Annotated in this window: 16 protein-coding genes; 11 read left to right on the top strand and 5 right to left on the bottom strand. The window is 44.3% G+C overall.

Annotated elements, in window-relative coordinates; all coding sequences use genetic code 11:
* The first annotated feature begins 195 nt into the window (after positions 1-195).
* The gene (locus tag K5Q73_RS04515; RefSeq protein WP_220761909.1) at positions 196-1,140 is read left to right on the top strand and encodes a LysR family transcriptional regulator; all 945 of its coding nucleotides are present in this window, start codon (positions 196-198) and stop codon (positions 1,138-1,140) included.
* 165 nt (positions 1,141-1,305) lie between these two features.
* On the opposite strand, the gene K5Q73_RS04510 is transcribed toward K5Q73_RS04515, so the two are convergent.
* From K5Q73_RS04510 to K5Q73_RS04500, 3 genes are all read right to left on the bottom strand, one after another.
* Positions 1,306-1,704 (bottom strand): c-type cytochrome domain-containing protein, encoded by a 399-nt coding sequence (locus K5Q73_RS04510; RefSeq protein WP_220761907.1) that lies wholly within the window; start codon positions 1,702-1,704, stop codon positions 1,306-1,308.
* A gap of 226 nt (positions 1,705-1,930) precedes the next feature.
* Positions 1,931-2,587: a Qnr family pentapeptide repeat protein gene (locus tag K5Q73_RS04505; protein WP_220761906.1), complete on the bottom strand. Its 657-nt coding sequence runs from the start codon at positions 2,585-2,587 to the stop codon at positions 1,931-1,933.
* Positions 2,588-2,647: 60 nt separating this feature from the next.
* A complete protein-coding gene (locus tag K5Q73_RS04500) occupies positions 2,648-4,009 on the bottom strand; it encodes an MATE family efflux transporter (protein ID WP_220761904.1) in 1,362 nt (453 codons plus the stop codon).
* 249 nt (positions 4,010-4,258) lie between these two features.
* On the opposite strand from K5Q73_RS04500, the gene K5Q73_RS04495 reads away from it, so the two are divergent.
* The 8 genes from K5Q73_RS04495 to K5Q73_RS04460 all read left to right on the top strand — a co-directional run bounded on the left by K5Q73_RS04495 (position 4,259) and on the right by K5Q73_RS04460 (position 11,249).
* On the top strand, positions 4,259-4,549 hold the full coding sequence (locus tag K5Q73_RS04495) for a co-chaperone GroES (RefSeq protein WP_220761902.1): 291 nt from the start codon (positions 4,259-4,261) through the stop codon (positions 4,547-4,549).
* Between the two features lie 89 nt (positions 4,550-4,638).
* Complete coding sequence (gene groL, locus K5Q73_RS04490; protein ID WP_220761900.1) at positions 4,639-6,282, top strand: chaperonin GroEL; 1,644 nt, start codon at positions 4,639-4,641, stop codon at positions 6,280-6,282.
* Positions 6,283-6,499: 217 nt separating this feature from the next.
* Positions 6,500-7,708, top strand: coding sequence for a tyrosine-type recombinase/integrase (locus K5Q73_RS04485; protein ID WP_220761898.1), 1,209 nt, complete (start codon positions 6,500-6,502; stop codon positions 7,706-7,708).
* A 12-nt stretch (positions 7,709-7,720) separates the two neighbouring features.
* Positions 7,721-8,668, top strand: a complete 948-nt coding sequence (locus K5Q73_RS04480) for a hypothetical protein (RefSeq protein ID WP_220761896.1) — start codon at positions 7,721-7,723, stop codon at positions 8,666-8,668.
* A gap of 95 nt (positions 8,669-8,763) precedes the next feature.
* Positions 8,764-8,964 (top strand): AlpA family transcriptional regulator, encoded by a 201-nt coding sequence (locus K5Q73_RS04475; protein WP_220761894.1) that lies wholly within the window; start codon positions 8,764-8,766, stop codon positions 8,962-8,964.
* Complete coding sequence (locus K5Q73_RS04470) at positions 8,957-9,448, top strand: helix-turn-helix domain-containing protein (protein ID WP_220761892.1); 492 nt, start codon at positions 8,957-8,959, stop codon at positions 9,446-9,448. Before K5Q73_RS04475 ends, K5Q73_RS04470 begins: the two co-directional genes overlap by 8 nt.
* Positions 9,435-10,526: a site-specific integrase gene (locus tag K5Q73_RS04465; protein WP_259650763.1), complete on the top strand. Its 1,092-nt coding sequence runs from the start codon at positions 9,435-9,437 to the stop codon at positions 10,524-10,526. Before K5Q73_RS04470 ends, K5Q73_RS04465 begins: the two co-directional genes overlap by 14 nt.
* A 156-nt stretch (positions 10,527-10,682) precedes the next feature.
* Entirely contained in the window at positions 10,683-11,249 is a 567-nt protein-coding gene (locus tag K5Q73_RS04460; protein WP_220761888.1) for a recombinase family protein, read from the top strand.
* A 305-nt stretch (positions 11,250-11,554) separates the two neighbouring features.
* Here the strand turns inward: K5Q73_RS04460 and K5Q73_RS04455 are convergent, their stop codons facing one another.
* Together K5Q73_RS04455 and K5Q73_RS04450 are read right to left on the bottom strand one after the other, a co-directional pair.
* Positions 11,555-12,679, bottom strand: coding sequence for an alpha/beta hydrolase fold domain-containing protein (locus tag K5Q73_RS04455; RefSeq protein ID WP_220761886.1), 1,125 nt, complete (start codon positions 12,677-12,679; stop codon positions 11,555-11,557).
* Between the two features lie 164 nt (positions 12,680-12,843).
* On the bottom strand, positions 12,844-13,776 hold the full coding sequence (locus K5Q73_RS04450; RefSeq protein WP_220761884.1) for a LysR family transcriptional regulator: 933 nt from the start codon (positions 13,774-13,776) through the stop codon (positions 12,844-12,846).
* A 167-nt stretch (positions 13,777-13,943) separates the two neighbouring features.
* On the opposite strand from K5Q73_RS04450, the gene K5Q73_RS04445 reads away from it, so the two are divergent.
* Together K5Q73_RS04445 and K5Q73_RS04440 are read left to right on the top strand one after the other, a co-directional pair.
* Positions 13,944-15,716, top strand: coding sequence for an alkyl sulfatase dimerization domain-containing protein (locus K5Q73_RS04445; RefSeq protein WP_220761882.1), 1,773 nt, complete (start codon positions 13,944-13,946; stop codon positions 15,714-15,716).
* A 9-nt stretch (positions 15,717-15,725) separates the two neighbouring features.
* Entirely contained in the window at positions 15,726-16,070 is a 345-nt protein-coding gene (locus tag K5Q73_RS04440; protein WP_220761880.1) for a hypothetical protein, read from the top strand.
* The last annotated feature ends 266 nt before the right edge of the window (positions 16,071-16,336 follow it).

The raw sequence follows: 16,336 nt of genomic DNA, 5'->3' as shown, positions 1-16,336 counted from the left end.
AGTGCAAATATCCATATTACGTGTGGCTAATGTTTCGGAACGCAAAGATATCAGGCATTAGCGTTGAGTAAAATGGAATTATGTGGAATCATGAGTTCCATATAATGAGACTATTTAAGCTTGCTTTAGACTATTGAGTGTGAGCAAAGTGATAACTGCCCGTATTCAGCCCGTTAAATGCTAGAGATGTTGTAGATGAAAACTGAAGACATAACCCTGTTCCACCGAATTGTCGAAACCGGCAGTTTAGTGGAGGCGGCAGACATACTAAATCTGCCTAAATCCACCTTAAGCCGTCGCTTGCAGGCACTCGAAGACGAGCTTAATGTGAAGCTGTTTCATCGTCAAAGTAGGGCGATGACCCTAACAGCATCTGGCAGCCATTTTTATGATAAAAGTACTGCCATGCTGGCAATATTGGGGCAGACGTTATCAGAACTTAGCGGTGAAGAGTCTGAAGTCTCGGGACATTTGAGGATCTTGATTTTTCCTGTGCCAGAGCTTATCCATATTACTCATGCTATTTTTGAGTTTATGGACCTGCATCCTGAGCTAACGGTCGAGATTATTGTCAGCACTGAGCCACAAGATATGATCCGTAATAATATCGATATCGCTTTTATGCTCGAAGATGCTTTTAATGAAAATGAGATGGTGGCGCGGCATATCATCACTGAAATGGTGCACTTTTTTGCCAGTCCTGATTATTTAGCAAAGGCGGGGCGTCCCACCACCCCTGATGAGCTGCCACAGCATAATTCGATTCTGTTTCGTTACCCCAATGGGCGGATTTTTAATGAGGTACCTTTTGGTAAAGACAGAACCCTGTCGGTGAAAGGCAATCTATGTGTTAATAGCTTAGCGACCTGTTTAGAGGCGACCCTGATGGGGCGGGGGATCTCTATGATGCCGCTGCCTTTTGCTAAAGAGCATGTCGCGAGTGGTGAGCTAGAGATGTTGTTTGCAGACGTTGAACCTTATGAGGGGAAATGTTATTTAGTATATCCATCGAGACGCTTTATTAGCTTGGCCAGCCAACGCTTTATCGACTACATGATGACGGCGATGGAAGAGTGCAAAGGCACTGGTCGATGTGACAGAGAAGTGAAGATCCGCGGAGTGATCAAGTCAATGATTTAAGGCTTAACTCTTAGCTCTTAACTTTGTATCTGCTACGAGTCCAGCACTAACGACTAAGCACTAAGCACTATGTATTAATTACTAAGTATGAAGCACTGAAATAAGCGTTAATTACGTATCGAGTAAAACAAGCCAATACCACTTATCTGTGACATTGGCTTTTGTCTAATTGTCTTGAGCGCCTTCCTCAATCCACTCTTTAATCACTGTTATCTGCTCACTGGTTAATGGCTTACTTGCGCCCAAGCTTAGATGGTCATCATGATGGGGCGGCATCTGAATAGAGGAGTCTAGCTGGTGGTCGATAGCCAGATACAGAGTACTCGACGCAGGGCTACCAGCAACAATCACTGGGCCATTCTTGGTACCGCGCATGACATTGGCATAACTATCGAGTAGTAAGCCGCTGCGTTGTGTGCCTTCACCATCTGCCGAGTGGCACTCGATACAAGCAGTTTGAAATATGGGCTGCACTTGATGTTTAAAGCTGATGTTAGGTTTAAAACCGAGGAAAAATACCAGAAATATTATTGCGGTCAATAATACGATTTTGAGGGCGGTCATAGGGACCTCCTTTGGCAAGGCAATGCATTAGCTATGCCTAGGTTTATCGTTTATTTAAGTATAGTCGCGCCTGCTAATTACTGTGGCTGAGTCAGCAGTATGGGCGGCTTCAAAAGCGGCAGATAAGCCAAAGTTTGATATTGGACAATTTTTGCACTGAAACTTGAGCGAAAACTAAAGTTGAATTAGCGCTAGAACTAGAACGGAAAGAGGCTCGATTAATCGCTTAATCAGCCGTTACTATCAGCCCTAGCGGCGCCAGTAGTTGTTCTTGCTGCCACTGGTTTATCATCACTCCATCAAGCTCAACGATGCGGGGATCTAAGCCCTCGAGTTCTACCCGAGTTAGATTCGCGCCTTTAAGCTCGAAACTGCCCCATTGCTCAGGGGAGAACTCGCCGCCGCTTAAGTCACTGCCCTTCATCGACGCGCCAATCAGATTCGCGCCGCGCCAGCGGTTATCGAACAGTTCACACTCTTCCAGTAATAATTCACTTAAATCGGCATAGGCCAAGTTACAGGCAGTGATGTACGCCGAGCAGAAATAGCTTTTAGGGGTAATATAATTGGCAAAACTGGCACGGCTAAAGTCACTGCCTTGTAAGTTACATTCACTCATCTCTAGGCCATAACAACGAGCGCCCTTAAACAAGGCCATACTCAGATTGCAGTGCTTAAAGCTGGCACTGGTTAAGGTGGCGTAGCTAAAGTCACAGCCGCTGTCGTCACCTGGGACGATAAACTTACACTGAATAAACTGGGCGTCAGTTAAGTCGGCATGATTAAAGCGGCAATGATAAAAACTGCAGCGCTCAAAGTAGCCATCTTGCAAGTCTTGATCAGAGAAGTCTTGCTCATTAAAGATTTGGTCAACGGCGTGCATAAGCTGTTCCTTAGCGTTTGTATCAGCCTTAAGGTGATTTATTGCAACTATGTGTTTTTGCTAGGCTTGGCTCACCGTGATATCGGTTTTTTCAGGCTCAGAGATCCGCGTTGCCAACACATAACAGGCGATGCCCATGATGGCGTTAGTAATAGGTAATGCCAAGAGCAAGCCTTTAACGCCACCTAAGTATGAGCCTAAAGCAGCCAGCGGTAGCATGATTAAGAACAAGCGACACACGTTGAGGATCAGCGAGCTCATAGGCCTGTGGTAAGCGTTAAGCGAGGTGGCCACTAAAATCACAATGCCTAGCGGGCCATAGGCCGCAGGCATCACTAAGATATAAAAGCTAAGCCACTCCACCACTTGTGGGTCGCTACTAAACAGTTGGGCTAGCGGCTGGGCTAAAAACAGCAGCGGCAGATAGATTAAGGTCTGGAATACCAACACAAACTTAAGCGATAGCAATAGTGCATTACGGGCTCGCAAGGTTTGCCCCGCACCTAAGTTTTGCGCCACAAACGGCACTAAGCTTGATGACAGTGCCATCACCGCAATCAGCATCACAGATTCAAGCCGCGTTCCCGCGCCAAAAGCGGCTACCGCGCTATGATCGATACGCGCCAGCATAGCCATAATAATTGCGTTTGCCAGTGGGTTTAATAAGTTCATCATCGCTGCGGGTTGAGCAATATGCGCCAGTTGCTTCCAGTTGCATTTTAGGCGCTCAATATTGGGCTCAACAAAATCAACTAGGTGACGCTTAAAGATCAGTAGATGGGTCGATAGCGACAGCGCTAACACCCAAGAGATCACAGTGGCAATCGCCGCGCCCTCAATTTCTAAGCGCGGAAATGGACCGATACCAAAGATCAGCAAGGGGTCGAGGATCAGGTTTATGAGTGCGGCAAGCATCATGATCTTGGCCGGAGACTTAGTATCACCCGTGGCGCGCAGGCCCTGATTTCCCACCATCAACAGCACCAGTAGTGGTGCCCCTAGATACCAGATAAACATATAGTCATGAATAAGCGGTAAGCTAGAATCATTAGCCCCAAGCAGACTAAATAGCGGGTCGATACACAAGCTGCCGAGCAGGGCGATAAAGGCGATAAGTAAGAAGGTCAGCATTAAGGCATCGTGCAAAAACACCTTGGCTTTATCGGCGTGGCCGCCACCAATTAAACGCCCTAGGTTGGTCGACACACCCGCACCAATGCCAATAGCTATGCTAGTAATGATTAAGGTGACAGGGAAGGTAAAGCTGATGGCCGCTAGGGACTCGGTGCCTAACTGGCTAATAAAAAAAGTGTCAACGAGGCTGAACCCGAGAATGGTTAAAATACCAATCAGGTTTGGAAGGCTCATATTTAGCAGTACACGACCAATTGGCTGAGTTAGCAGCCCGTGTCTGTCTCGCATAGGGAAGTCTTGCCTAGTCTTTACTCGGAGGGCGAATTCTATCAGGATTGCCACAAATTTTATCCGGCTGGGTCAAAAAAAACGGATTTATTTTGTAAATGGGGCTTGGAACCGAGCACATTCACCCCCATGTATCGAACATCAAGCGATAGTTTTGCTTTCACTAAAGTGAATTCAAGCCGAGTCGTTACTAACTTTACTCGCCTGACACACTGTTCAGGCACACAAAAATAATAGGAGCATCCATCGATGAACATTCGTCCATTACATGATCGTGTCATTGTTAAGCGTTCAGAAGTTGAATCAAAGTCAGCTGGTGGCATCGTACTAACAGGTAGTGCTGCTGAACAATCTAGCCGTGGTGAAGTTCTTGCTGTAGGCAATGGACGCATTCTTGAAAACGGTAGCCTAATGCCTTTAGACGTTAAAGTTGGCGACATCGTCATCTTCAACGAAGGTTACGGCGTGAAGAAAGAGAAGATTGATGGTGAAGAAGTTCTGATCCTATCTGAATCAGATCTAATGGCTGTAGTAGGTTAATCCCTAACTCTTGCAACATACAAATCATTAATGCCGTTGTTGGCGCAACTGTGTAACCACGGCTAAAAAGAATTGAAAGGATATTAAAGATGGCAGCTAAAGAAGTATTATTTGGTAATGACGCTCGCGTAAAAATGCTAGCAGGCGTAAACATCCTAGCAAACGCAGTAAAAGTAACCCTAGGCCCTAAAGGTCGTAACGTAGTACTAGACAAGAGCTTCGGTGCTCCACTAATCACTAAAGATGGTGTGTCAGTAGCGAAAGAGATCGAACTAGAAGACAAGTTCGAAAACATGGGCGCACAAATGGTGAAAGAAGTTGCTTCTAAAGCCAACGATGCAGCCGGTGACGGTACCACTACAGCAACAGTTCTTGCGCAAGCAATCGTAACTGAAGGCCTAAAAGCCGTTGCAGCTGGCATGAACCCAATGGATCTTAAGCGCGGTATCGACAAAGCGGTTATTGCTGCAGTTGCTGAGCTTAAAAACCTGTCTCAAGACTGTGCCGACACTAAAGCTATCGCTCAAGTAGGTACAATCTCTGCAAACTCTGACGAGTCAATTGGTGAAATCATCGCAACTGCGATGGAGCGCGTGGGTAAAGAAGGCGTTATCACAGTTGAAGAAGGTCAAGCACTAGAAAACGAGCTAGACGTAGTTGAAGGTATGCAGTTCGACCGCGGTTACCTATCTCCATACTTCATCAACAAGCCAGAAACTGGCAGCGTTGAATTAGAAAGCCCATTCATCCTTCTAGTAGACAAGAAAGTATCAAACATCCGTGAATTGCTACCAATTCTTGAAGGTCTAGCTAAAACAGGTAAGCCACTGCTTATCGTTGCAGAAGACGTTGAAGGTGAAGCACTAGCAACACTAGTGGTGAACAACATGCGCGGTATCGTTAAAGTTGCTGCTGTTAAGGCGCCAGGCTTTGGTGACCGTCGTAAGGCAATGCTACAAGATATCGCTATCCTAACTGGCGGTACTGTTATTGCTGAAGAGATTGGTCTAGAGCTAGAAAAAGCGACTCTAGAAGATCTAGGTACAGCTAAGCGCGTTGTTATCACTAAAGATGACACAACTATCATCGACGGTACTGGTGAAGAGACTCAGATCAAAGCACGTGTTGCCCAGATCAAGATCCAAGCTGAAGAATCAACTTCAGACTACGACAAAGAGAAGCTTCAAGAGCGTATGGCTAAACTTGCTGGCGGCGTAGCCGTAATCAAGGTTGGCGCAGCGACTGAAATCGAAATGAAAGAGAAAAAGTTACGCGTAGAAGACGCACTACACGCAACTCGCGCAGCGGTTGAAGAAGGTGTGGTTGCTGGTGGTGGTGTTGCACTAGTACGCGTAGCAAGCAAAATTGGCGAAGTTGAAGTGATCAACGAAGACCAAAAGCACGGTGTTGTAATTGCACTACGTGCAATGGAAGCGCCACTACGTCAAATCGCTACCAACGCCGGTGAAGAAGGTTCAGTTGTTGCTAACAACGTTAAGAACGGCACTGGTAACTACGGTTACAACGCAGGTAACGACACCTACGGCGACATGCTAGAGATGGGTATCCTAGACCCAACTAAAGTAACTCGTAGCGCACTACAGTTCGCAGCATCAGTAGCAGGTCTAATGATCACGACTGAGTGCATGGTAGCTGAAGTTAAAGAAGATGCACCTGATATGGGTGGCATGGGCGGTATGGGTGGTATGGGCGGTATGGGCGGCATGATGTAAACGTATTGCCCAAATACTAGCTCTTCCTAAGAAAGCCCGTAAGCTTATAGTTTACGGGCTTTTTTATTGACTTCACTTCCTGTAGGTCCCTATGATATTTCACAGGTTCTTAACATTTGTAGGTGTTAATGAGGGGTATTGCAATTTCTTGCAACCCAAGTTGTAGGACTTAAAAATCCTATACCCCTCATTTTGTACCCCTCTTTGGGAGTTGTTGATGCCCTTAACAGCGCAAGAAGTCAAAAACATATCCTGTCCTGAAGACAAGTCTCAGGTTAAAAGATCTGATGGTAATAATCTGTTTTTATTGGTTAAAGCTAGCGGTTCGAAACTATGGAGACTCCGGTTTAGGCATGCTGGTAAGTATCAAGAGATGGCTTTAGGGAAGTACCCCTCTATATCCCTAGCTGAAGCCCGAAGGTTAGCTGATGAAGCTAGAGCTTCCTTAATTCATGGTATTAACCCGATGGATGAGCGCAGAGAAAGAAAGCGCGCTAAAACTACTTCCAAAGACAAGCTGTTTTCAACTATTGCTATTAAGTGGTGGGAGCAGCAAAGAGATTCTTGGTCTGAAGATCATGTATCTAAAGTTAAGCGTTGGCTGCTGGTGGACTCTGAATCTATTTGTGGGCTTCATATTGAGGAGATCGATGCAGGCCATATCACCGAATTAATGCTCACTATCGAAGCCGCAGGAACGCCTAGAAAAGCCCCTAACATTTTGGCTGTCATAAACCGAGTATTTGGTTATGCACTGGCACATCGCCTCACACGGAATAATCCAGCTCAAGGCTTACCTCTGAAAGATATATTAAAGCCATTGCCGCCAGTTAAGCATAGGGCTGCAATTGTGAAGCCTAACGAGCTTGCCGAGTTGATGAAAGACATTGATACAAATCAATCTGGCAACTACTGCGTTATTGAAGCCTTAAAGTTGATTCCAAGGCTTTTTTTAAGACCAACTGAAATCAGACATCTTAAGTGGGAATACATCGATTTTGATGATTGCTTGATTAGGATTCCCGCCGAAGAGATGAAGCGAAGCCGAGAACATTTAGTTCCTATGTCTAAGCAGGTGGTTAAACATCTAAAAGAGATAAAGGCGGTAACTGGTTATTCGAAGCTGGTATTCCCAAATCAAAGGGATAGCAGTAAGCCAATGAGTAAAAATATCTTAACCAATCGCCTTCGTGAGCTGGGTTACCCAGCAGATGTTATGTCGGCTCATGGGTTTAGAAGCACCGCATCAACAATTTTGCATGAAAAAGGTTGGAATCATGAGGTGATTGAGGTGCAGCTTGCTCACCTAACTGGGACAGCAACCTCAAGAGCTTATAACCGTTCGCTTTATCTGGCCGAAAGAACAAAATTAATGCAGGAGTGGGCAAATTACCTAGATGAATTGTCAGGTATTGAGTACCAATAGTGGGGTGGAATTATGAGCAAGTTATTTAGGTTAAAAGACTGGTTAACACTTGATGAAGCCGTTAATCATATTTCTAATGTGCTTGGTGAGCCTATTACGTTAGCCGATATATATAAGTTTGCACTCGATGGTCACTTAAAGCTATCGGCTAACTTTGTTAATTATGCACCAGCAAAAAAGGTGATGTTAGTTAAAAATGAAGATGTGAGGTTCGAAAATATTCCGAATGATAATCCCGCAGTCAGAGCCGTCAACCACCCTAAAGGTGCAGAAGGTGGCATATCAGGAAGCTACCGGGTTAAGACTGTAGAAGATGAGTTGTTCCAGATTACAGGAGTATGGGATTTAACCATGCTAGGGAGTGAAAGGTTCGATATAGAGCATCGATATCACCAAGAAACTTCAGGTATTTGTGTTAAAGAAGCTTTTTCAAGCGGGGTATACCTTCAGCAGGGGGATATATTGTGTCAACTGTATACCAGTATAAATAGAAGGCCTAGCAGCAAAGAACAGAGTACTTCTAAAAAACGAGAGATTAAAAGAGGTTTATTAACTTTAGCTTCGCCTTATGTTAATCATCGCCCTAATATCAGTGAATCGAATGGAAACAGTAATAGCGAACATGATCAATCTGTTTATGACACAGTAAATTATTATGCTGTTGGGCTAGATGAGGAAGAAAACGTATTGGTGATTAGAACCGCCGAGGTCACAAGGTTTATTCAATCGCTGGAAGATACGCCACAAGAAGCTAAACCGCTACATGATAAAGAACGCACTACATTGCTGGTTTTACTTGCTTCTATATTAAATAAAGCTAATTTTGACCTTAATGAACGAGGTGTTGCAGGTAAGATTCGAAGAGCAACGGAATCAAACAATACCCCAGTATCAGGGGAAACTATTCGCAATCTTTTGCCCCATTTACGAGATATAGCTGAGTTAAAGCAAAGAAATTAAATCCCAATTGGGGATTAATTTCCCCAATTGGGATTGCCAGTCTTCAAATTCAATAACTTCTAAATCGAATTAATTAACGTTTAGAGGTTATTACCATGTCAAACAAAATCATCCGTTTACCTGAAGTTAAAACCAGAACAGGCTTATCCACTAGCACCATTTATCTGCACATGACTAAAGGTATCTTTCCCAAGGCTATCTCTTTAGGTGAACGTGCAGTTGGTTGGCTAGAGGCTGACATCGAGCAGTGGCTTGATGAGCGCATTGCGGCATCTAAGGCGGCTAACAATGAGTAGTCGTAATAACCCGAATCGAATCAAAATTCATCGCAGTTATACAGTTATGGATGTTAGTGCAACTTTGGGGGTTCACCCCAAAACTGTGCGTAATTGGATTCGTGCTGGCTTGTCAGTTATCGATGAAACCCGCCCTTTACTAATTCAAGGTACTGACTTGAAGCTGTATTTAAAACAGAAGCGCAAAACATATCAGCATCGATGTGAGCTTGGTGAAATGTACTGTTTCAAATGCAATCAACCTAAAGTGCCGAGCATCAAGTCGGTTAAATTTATAGCAAAGCCTGCAGGCATGGCACAGATGACTGGTCGTTGTGGTGAGTGTGGTAAGTGGGCAAATAAGTATGTTTCTTGGCGTGACGTTAATCAAATTTGGACTGATCTTGGGGGGAAATTACCGATAGCTGAAAAGCACTTAATCCTGAGAGACCAAACGCTCCTAAATTATCCTTTAGATAAGGTATTTAATGATGAAAAAGAATAGTACCAAAAACGCCCGAATCCTGTACGAGTACGCAAAGTATTTGAAGGAAGCAAAGCAGCTGGATGACTCAACGATTGATGGCGTAATGAAATCAATTAATCGGTTTGATGAGGCTACAAATTACCTAGACTTTAAGAAGTTTAGAGCTAAGCATGCCATCGCTTTTAAGAAGCATCTTCTTTCTAGTAAATCAGTGGTGACAGGCGATAAATTGAGTAAGGCAACGGTGCTGACAGCCATGCGACACTTGAAAGGTTTTTTCCAATTCCTGGTAACGCAAAAAGGCTATCGAGCAAAAATTAACTATAGCGATATTGAGTATTTCAACCTATCCGAAAAAGATACCCGTATCGCCAATGCCAAGCGTAAAAGAAATGTGGCAACGGTTGAGAAAATTATGCAGACCTTGCAAGCGATGCCTTGTGAAACAGTATTAGAAATGCGTGATAGAGCGTTACTCGCATTTGTTCTCTTAACTGGCGCAAGAGACGGAGCCGTTGCTTCGGTTAAGATCAAGCATGTTGATCTTGTTGAACAAAGCTTCTATCAAGATGCTAGGGAGGTTAAGACCAAGTTCAGTAAAACCTTTATCACTTACTTTTTTCCCGTGGGAGAGCTGCCATCAAAAATTTTGGCAGAGTGGATTGAGCGTTTGACTGGAGAGCTAGGATATAAACCAAGTGATCCCTTGTTTCCCAAGACTAAGCTGGCGCACAACGACAATCAACAATTCACAGCTGTTGGCTTGCTTAAGGAGAGTTGGAGTAATGCAACCCCGATTCGTAAGATCTTTAGAGCAGCCTTTGACTCAGTGCGTCTGCCTTACTATAACCCACACAGTTTTCGGAACACGTTGGTCAGGCTTGGTGAGAACCTTTGTCGTACGCCAGAAGAGTTTAAAGCATGGAGCCAAAATTTAGGGCATGAAAGCGTGTTGACCAGCTTTTATAGTTATGGTGATGTGCCAGATTACCGTCAGGCTGAGCTGCTGAAGACGTTAGCTCAGCCACGAACTGAGACAACACCAGAGATGGAAGCGTTGATTCAACAAACCATGATGAAGATGCTAAATAAGTAAACTTTATTATCTCAAAGCTGGTATCAATAAACATTCGTATATTGATACCAGCTTTATCTATTTAATATCGGTATCATAAAATTAGGGTCTGTCTTTTATGGTGCTTTAATTATATGATACCCCTATATTTGATACCTTCCATAAAGTGAGTAACCAATGCGTATCTTTTCCTATTGTCGTGTTTCTACGACAGAGCAAACCACAGAGAATCAAATTATTGCTATCAGACAAAAAGGGTATGAGGTGAATCATGCTCGCACTATCAGTGAAACAATCTCTGGTTCTGTTGAAGCGATGAAGCGTGAGAAGTTTAAGATGCTTATCAATCACCAGATGGAACGTGGTGATATGCTGGTGGTCCTAAAGCTAGATCGCTTAGGCCGAGATAACATAGACGTACAAAACACCATCAACCTACTTACAGATAAAGGAATCAAGGTTGTTTGTCTTGATCTACCCGTAGCCGACCTATCAAGTGCTGAAGGAAAATTAATGTTGCAGATGTTCTCCGCTTTCGCTGAATTCGAGCGAAACCGGATTAGAGAGCGAACAAAAGAAGGGCTAGAGCGAGCTAAAGCCGAAGGTAAAAAATTGGGTAGACCTGAAGCCCATGCCACCACACGAACAGTGCAAGCTAAAAAAAGTGAGGGGTTATCGCAGTCTCAAACCGCAGAGGCATTAGGTTTGGGGATTGCGACAGTGAAAAGGCATTGGAATAAGTAAACTTCGAGTTTTAAAAGCTTCTTATTTAGTTTAAGTGACTTTTGTTGAGGTCAACTCGCTATTTAGCAAAAAAGAGCTACGGGTGTAATTCATTTCTGCCTCTTAGCGATTTATACAACTACCACTTTTGTGTGTGCCCTACTTCCCCATAGCTATATTGAACCTGAATATTTCACTTGACCTTTCAAAATTTAAAATTAGATATTTAGCGCTATTGACTGCTTCCTAACTTGCAAGATAAGTGAAACGTCCCTGTTTGCAATACGTATCTTGCATATATAGGCCTACTTCATGCAAAATTTGTATCAGCGACCTTCTGAAATCATTAGGTTTTCAAGGTTAAAAGTTGCATTAACCTCAGTGGGTGCAACTGCTGAATATCGAGCAAGGTGCTTATCAGAGAAGCGGTTCATTTCACCGTAGAAGTTTGTTCTATCCTTACCTGGGATGATGTAGAAACCATGGGAATGCCCCTCATAAATATGCAGGTCCGCCTCAGAGCCCGCATCGCGGATAGCGCGGTGCAGAAGCACTGTGTCACTCAGAAGTAGGTCGCGGGTGCCGCTGACTAAAATCGTTGGCGGAAAAGCGATGAACTCCCCATAAATCGGTGACAGGTAGGGGCTTTTCGGGTCTAAGTCTGCAATGTACTGTGCAACACTTGCCTCTGGGATGCCGTTCCAGCTTCCAAGGATAGCGTCAACACCATCATTAATGTGACGGCTATCGAGTGTCTCAACCAGATCGACCGAGGGTGTGCCGATGAATAGTGCCCCTGGTGTCGGCATATTAAGATCTTGCATTCGTAGTGTTGCAGCCGCGGTTAAGTTGCCCCCCGCTGAGGTGCCTCCCATCATGATGGAGTCAGCTTGACGCTGTTGAATTAACGTGTCCCAAACTGTGATGATGTCATTGAGTGCCGCTGGTGCAGGGTGAGCCGGAGCCTTACGGTAATTGATTGAGATAACGCTCATCTGTAGTTTGTGCGCCGTCAATGCCGCCTCTCGAAGGAGTGAGTCGCCTCCACCGAATAACCACGCGCCGCCATGGATATGGAGAAAGAGGTTATTTTTATTCTCCTTAGCTATAGTGGACGGAGTTAACTGGTATACCTCTACACCAGCAATGTGTGTGACTTTGTACTCTACATTGAACTTCTTAGCCACACTTCGGCCCTGTTCAATTCCATTACGATCGAACTCAACCACAAAATCTTTCCACTCTTGCTCTGTCTTTGGCAGGTTCACCTGTTTTGCCGTTTCTCGGCTTTGGGGAGCTGGCGCAACCTTCAATAGGTTTTGAATCGACTCCGCTGCATGGAAAGGAATTGGCAAGGACTTTTCGGATGTTAGCAATGGGTTTTGACCGCTTGCTAATACAGACAGTGGCATCAGTGCAATCAAAGTTACAAGTAGTGATCTCTTTTTCATAATGGGCCTCTATTGACTAAATTAAACTGCGATAAGGGAGAGTGAACTCATCAGTTATCGCGTCGATAGAGGCATTATGTCGATCCTATAAAATAATCCTATGAATTGGAGAAATTCATATCTGCATAGCGTTGCAGTCAAGATTGGGTTAGATAAGCTACTGGTTAAGGCTCGGGTTGAATAACTCCATCAAAAAATGTCTGCACTGTTTGGTGCAGTAGCTGGTTTAAGGGAAAGCCCCGCTTAGTTTGTAGGTAGCCACCGTTAACTTGCAGTGAGCGAAGCTCTTTGGGAAGTAAAGGTAGAGGATAGGTCGATACTTCAGGATCGAGTGTGCCCATATAGCTGCTACCAAACATGATAGCATCTGAGTGTTTTAGCTGGTTAAGCAGTATCCGCACACTATGGGTTACTAGGGAAAATTGAGCTTGATAACCTTTACTCTGATACAGCGCTTCAATAGGGGAGTGTTTGGAGTTAACACCATCGATGATGAGTCGCGTCACAGGCAGGTGGTGGATCGCTTCCCAGTCACTGGAGATAGAAAGCACAGGGTGCTCCCGCCTTGCGACTAAGCCCAGTGTTATCTCATGGAGTTTATGTTGATAAACTTCTTGAGGAAGCGGGAACTTAGCAAAGTGAATAAGATAATCGACATGACCACTAAGCACTTCAGATAAGGTATCTTCCTGCCAATAAACCATCTTCACGCTAGCGTTAGGCAGTGCATGCTTTATTGCAGAGAAAAGTCCATCACCAAATAACTCCAAAAAGTAGATATTCATGGCGACAGTGACTTCCCCATCGAATGCTAATGGCTCAAACTGCTGATAGGAATCGAGCACTTTTTGTAGCGGCGTCAACATCTCATCTGCGGCCTCGGTAAGCTTTTCGGCTAACTCAGAGGGCTCTACGCCGTGGGCTTTACGAATAAACAACTGATCGCCGAATGTTTCACGTAGCTTTGCAAGACCTCTACTGACACTGGTTTGTGAAATCCCAAGTTGCTCTGCCGCACTGTGTGTATTGCGGGTTTCGACAACGGCTTTTAGTAATTTCAGTAGGTTGAGATCTAACTCACTTAGTTCGTTTTTCATTGCGTCCTGCCTAAAAGCATCTGCTTAGAAACTAATACTACACACAAACAGCAAAAATGACTTTCTCTAATTCATCGATCTGTTTCTAAGTTGCCCGTTAAATAGTTAGCAATCGGGCAAGTGAGAACAAGCCACCTATTAACTCAAACATCACAGAGATTAAGTCTATGCTAAACAAATTTTTTGGCACCAGTTTACTGCTTTCAGCGTCCTATATTGCTGTCGCAGACCAGTATAACCACTCACTCAGTTATGAGCCGCTTACTACCAGCAATGGCATTATCACTACACAGCCCGCTGCTAATGTCGATATGGCATGGGATGTAGCGACTCAGGCGGTGACAGAGGTTACAGAAGGGGTGTTTCGCCTTTCTGGCTGGGGGATTGGAAATATCATAGCGATTGAGGGATCACAAGGATGGATCATCATAGATGCTGGCGATAGCGTCAGCGTTGCTAAAGCACAGCGAGCTGCGTTAGAGCAAAAACTGGGACAGCAGATTGAGGTGGAAGCTATCTTATATACCCACTCGCACTATGTTTGGGGGGCCTCTGTTTGGCAAGATGAGCGTACTAAAGTATATGGCCATGAATGGTTAGAGAAACACCTTATGGCTGACAATGGCGTGAGCCCACTTGCTGGTAATTTTAATGCACGAGCCGTGCTCCAGTTTGGTATGTTGCACCCACCTCAAGGCGCGGATGCATTTCCTAATAAACTTGGTTTTTCATTAGATAAGTTATCAGATGAAAAAGGCTACTTGTCACCGGATATTACCTTCACAAACGGCCAAATTGAAACTCATAAGATTGCTGGATTAACGGTGAATGTTCTGCCAAGCCCTACCGATGTTACCGATAGTGTTGCCTTCTATATTCCAAAGAAAAGCCTGATGGTGACGAATGCGCTAAATGGTGACAATACCATATTTAATCTATACACCTTGAGAGGAGACAGGTACAGGGATCCTAATCGATTAGTTGCAGCAGCTGATTTGGTGCTCTCATATGATTTTGAACATCATATTGATATTCATGGCCCTGCCAATACCACAGCTGAAGCGGCCAGACACTCTATCGAAGCATTTAGAGACTCGATGCAGCTAATTCATGATCAAACCATTCGAGCCATTAGCTTAGGTAAAGATGCCCAAGGTGCGGCGGAATTTCTCTACATGCCTGAAAATATGAGGCTTGGTAAAGAGACTTATGGTCAAGTAGAGAGCCATGTTAAGCAGGTCTATAACGGTACAATGGGCTGGAATGGATGGGATATCTACGATATCAACCCGCTGAGAACCCATGATTTTTCGAAGCACTATATTAGTAGTTTGGGTGGTATCGATAGTGCAGTGAAAATGGTGAAACAATCTAATGAAAAGCAGACTGTGAAGGGGTGGCAATGGTCACTTTACCTAACCTCGCAACTGATTGAATTAGCACCAAATAGTGCTGAAGTGAAACAACTTCGTGCTGAAGCTGCACGTGCACTAGGCCAGCGGACCACATCGGCTAATGCGCGTGGTTTTTACATATCAGAGGCGTTACTGCACGAAGGTAAACTGGTTTTAGGCGATCAAGTTATCGCCGACTATGCCAGCTTGAGCCAAATGCTTGGTGCCATGGATAAGCAGAAGTTGGCGCAATCTTCAATAAAGAATAACGTTAACTATCTGCGTTACTTAGTTGATCCCCGTAAAGCAGAGGGATTAACAGCTCAGTTTAACCTCAAACTGAGCGACAACAGCGGTGAGTTTGGTATTGCTCTACGAAATGGGATTATTCAAGTTGGAGAGCCTACTGTCGAAGCCGTTACCCTTAGCCTATCTCATTCGCAGTGGAGCAGTGTTCTGCTTGGAAGTGTGACATTCCGTGAGCTTGATGCATCGCTAGAGGCCTTTGATAAGGCGTTAACCATTCAATCAAAAGAACTGAGATGATGGAAAAATATGGAGTTTACAATATATCTTAATGATCGCCCCTATCGGCTATTGGATGTGGGGGAGGGAGAGTGTCAGCTTATGATTGTAGATGCGAAAGAGGCAGGCTCGTTATATGAACTGGGTTTATTCGACCCATCAGAGAGTCGAAGAGCCGTGATACTTGATACCTCACTTGCTTGGGCTAGCGATTTAGCAGCACTACCTTGCCGTCATATAGCCAAAATTGTGGAGGATGTTCATCTGTTAATCGATGTTTATTGGTTGGATCGGTTACGTATTTGCCAGCCTCAGAGTAATAATGAGCTGTACCAAGCATTAAAACAGTTGCTGAATGAAAGGCTGTTAGAGTAAATAGAGTTAGCCTTGAGAAAAGAAGTTTCGAATATCTCAAGGCTAATTCCTTTACATTAGTGTCAAGGCTAGGTTATCTGATTTGATAGGGTGTAAAGAGGGGTATTTTGATTTTTTATTATTAGTTTGTCCTTTTATTTCAAGTGGCTAGCGCTTACTTGGGCGGCATGATGTAATTTTTTACTGGTCTAAATCGTTTATAGCGGCGTTACTTTGCTGCTCGTGTAGAAAAACACTACACGTCGCGGCAAAAAGCCTTGCTCTAA

The organism is Shewanella sp. MBTL60-112-B2 (assembly GCF_019655055.1).
Lineage (GTDB): Bacteria > Pseudomonadota > Gammaproteobacteria > Enterobacterales > Shewanellaceae > Shewanella.
This window is presented reverse-complemented; position numbering and strand designations above follow the sequence as displayed.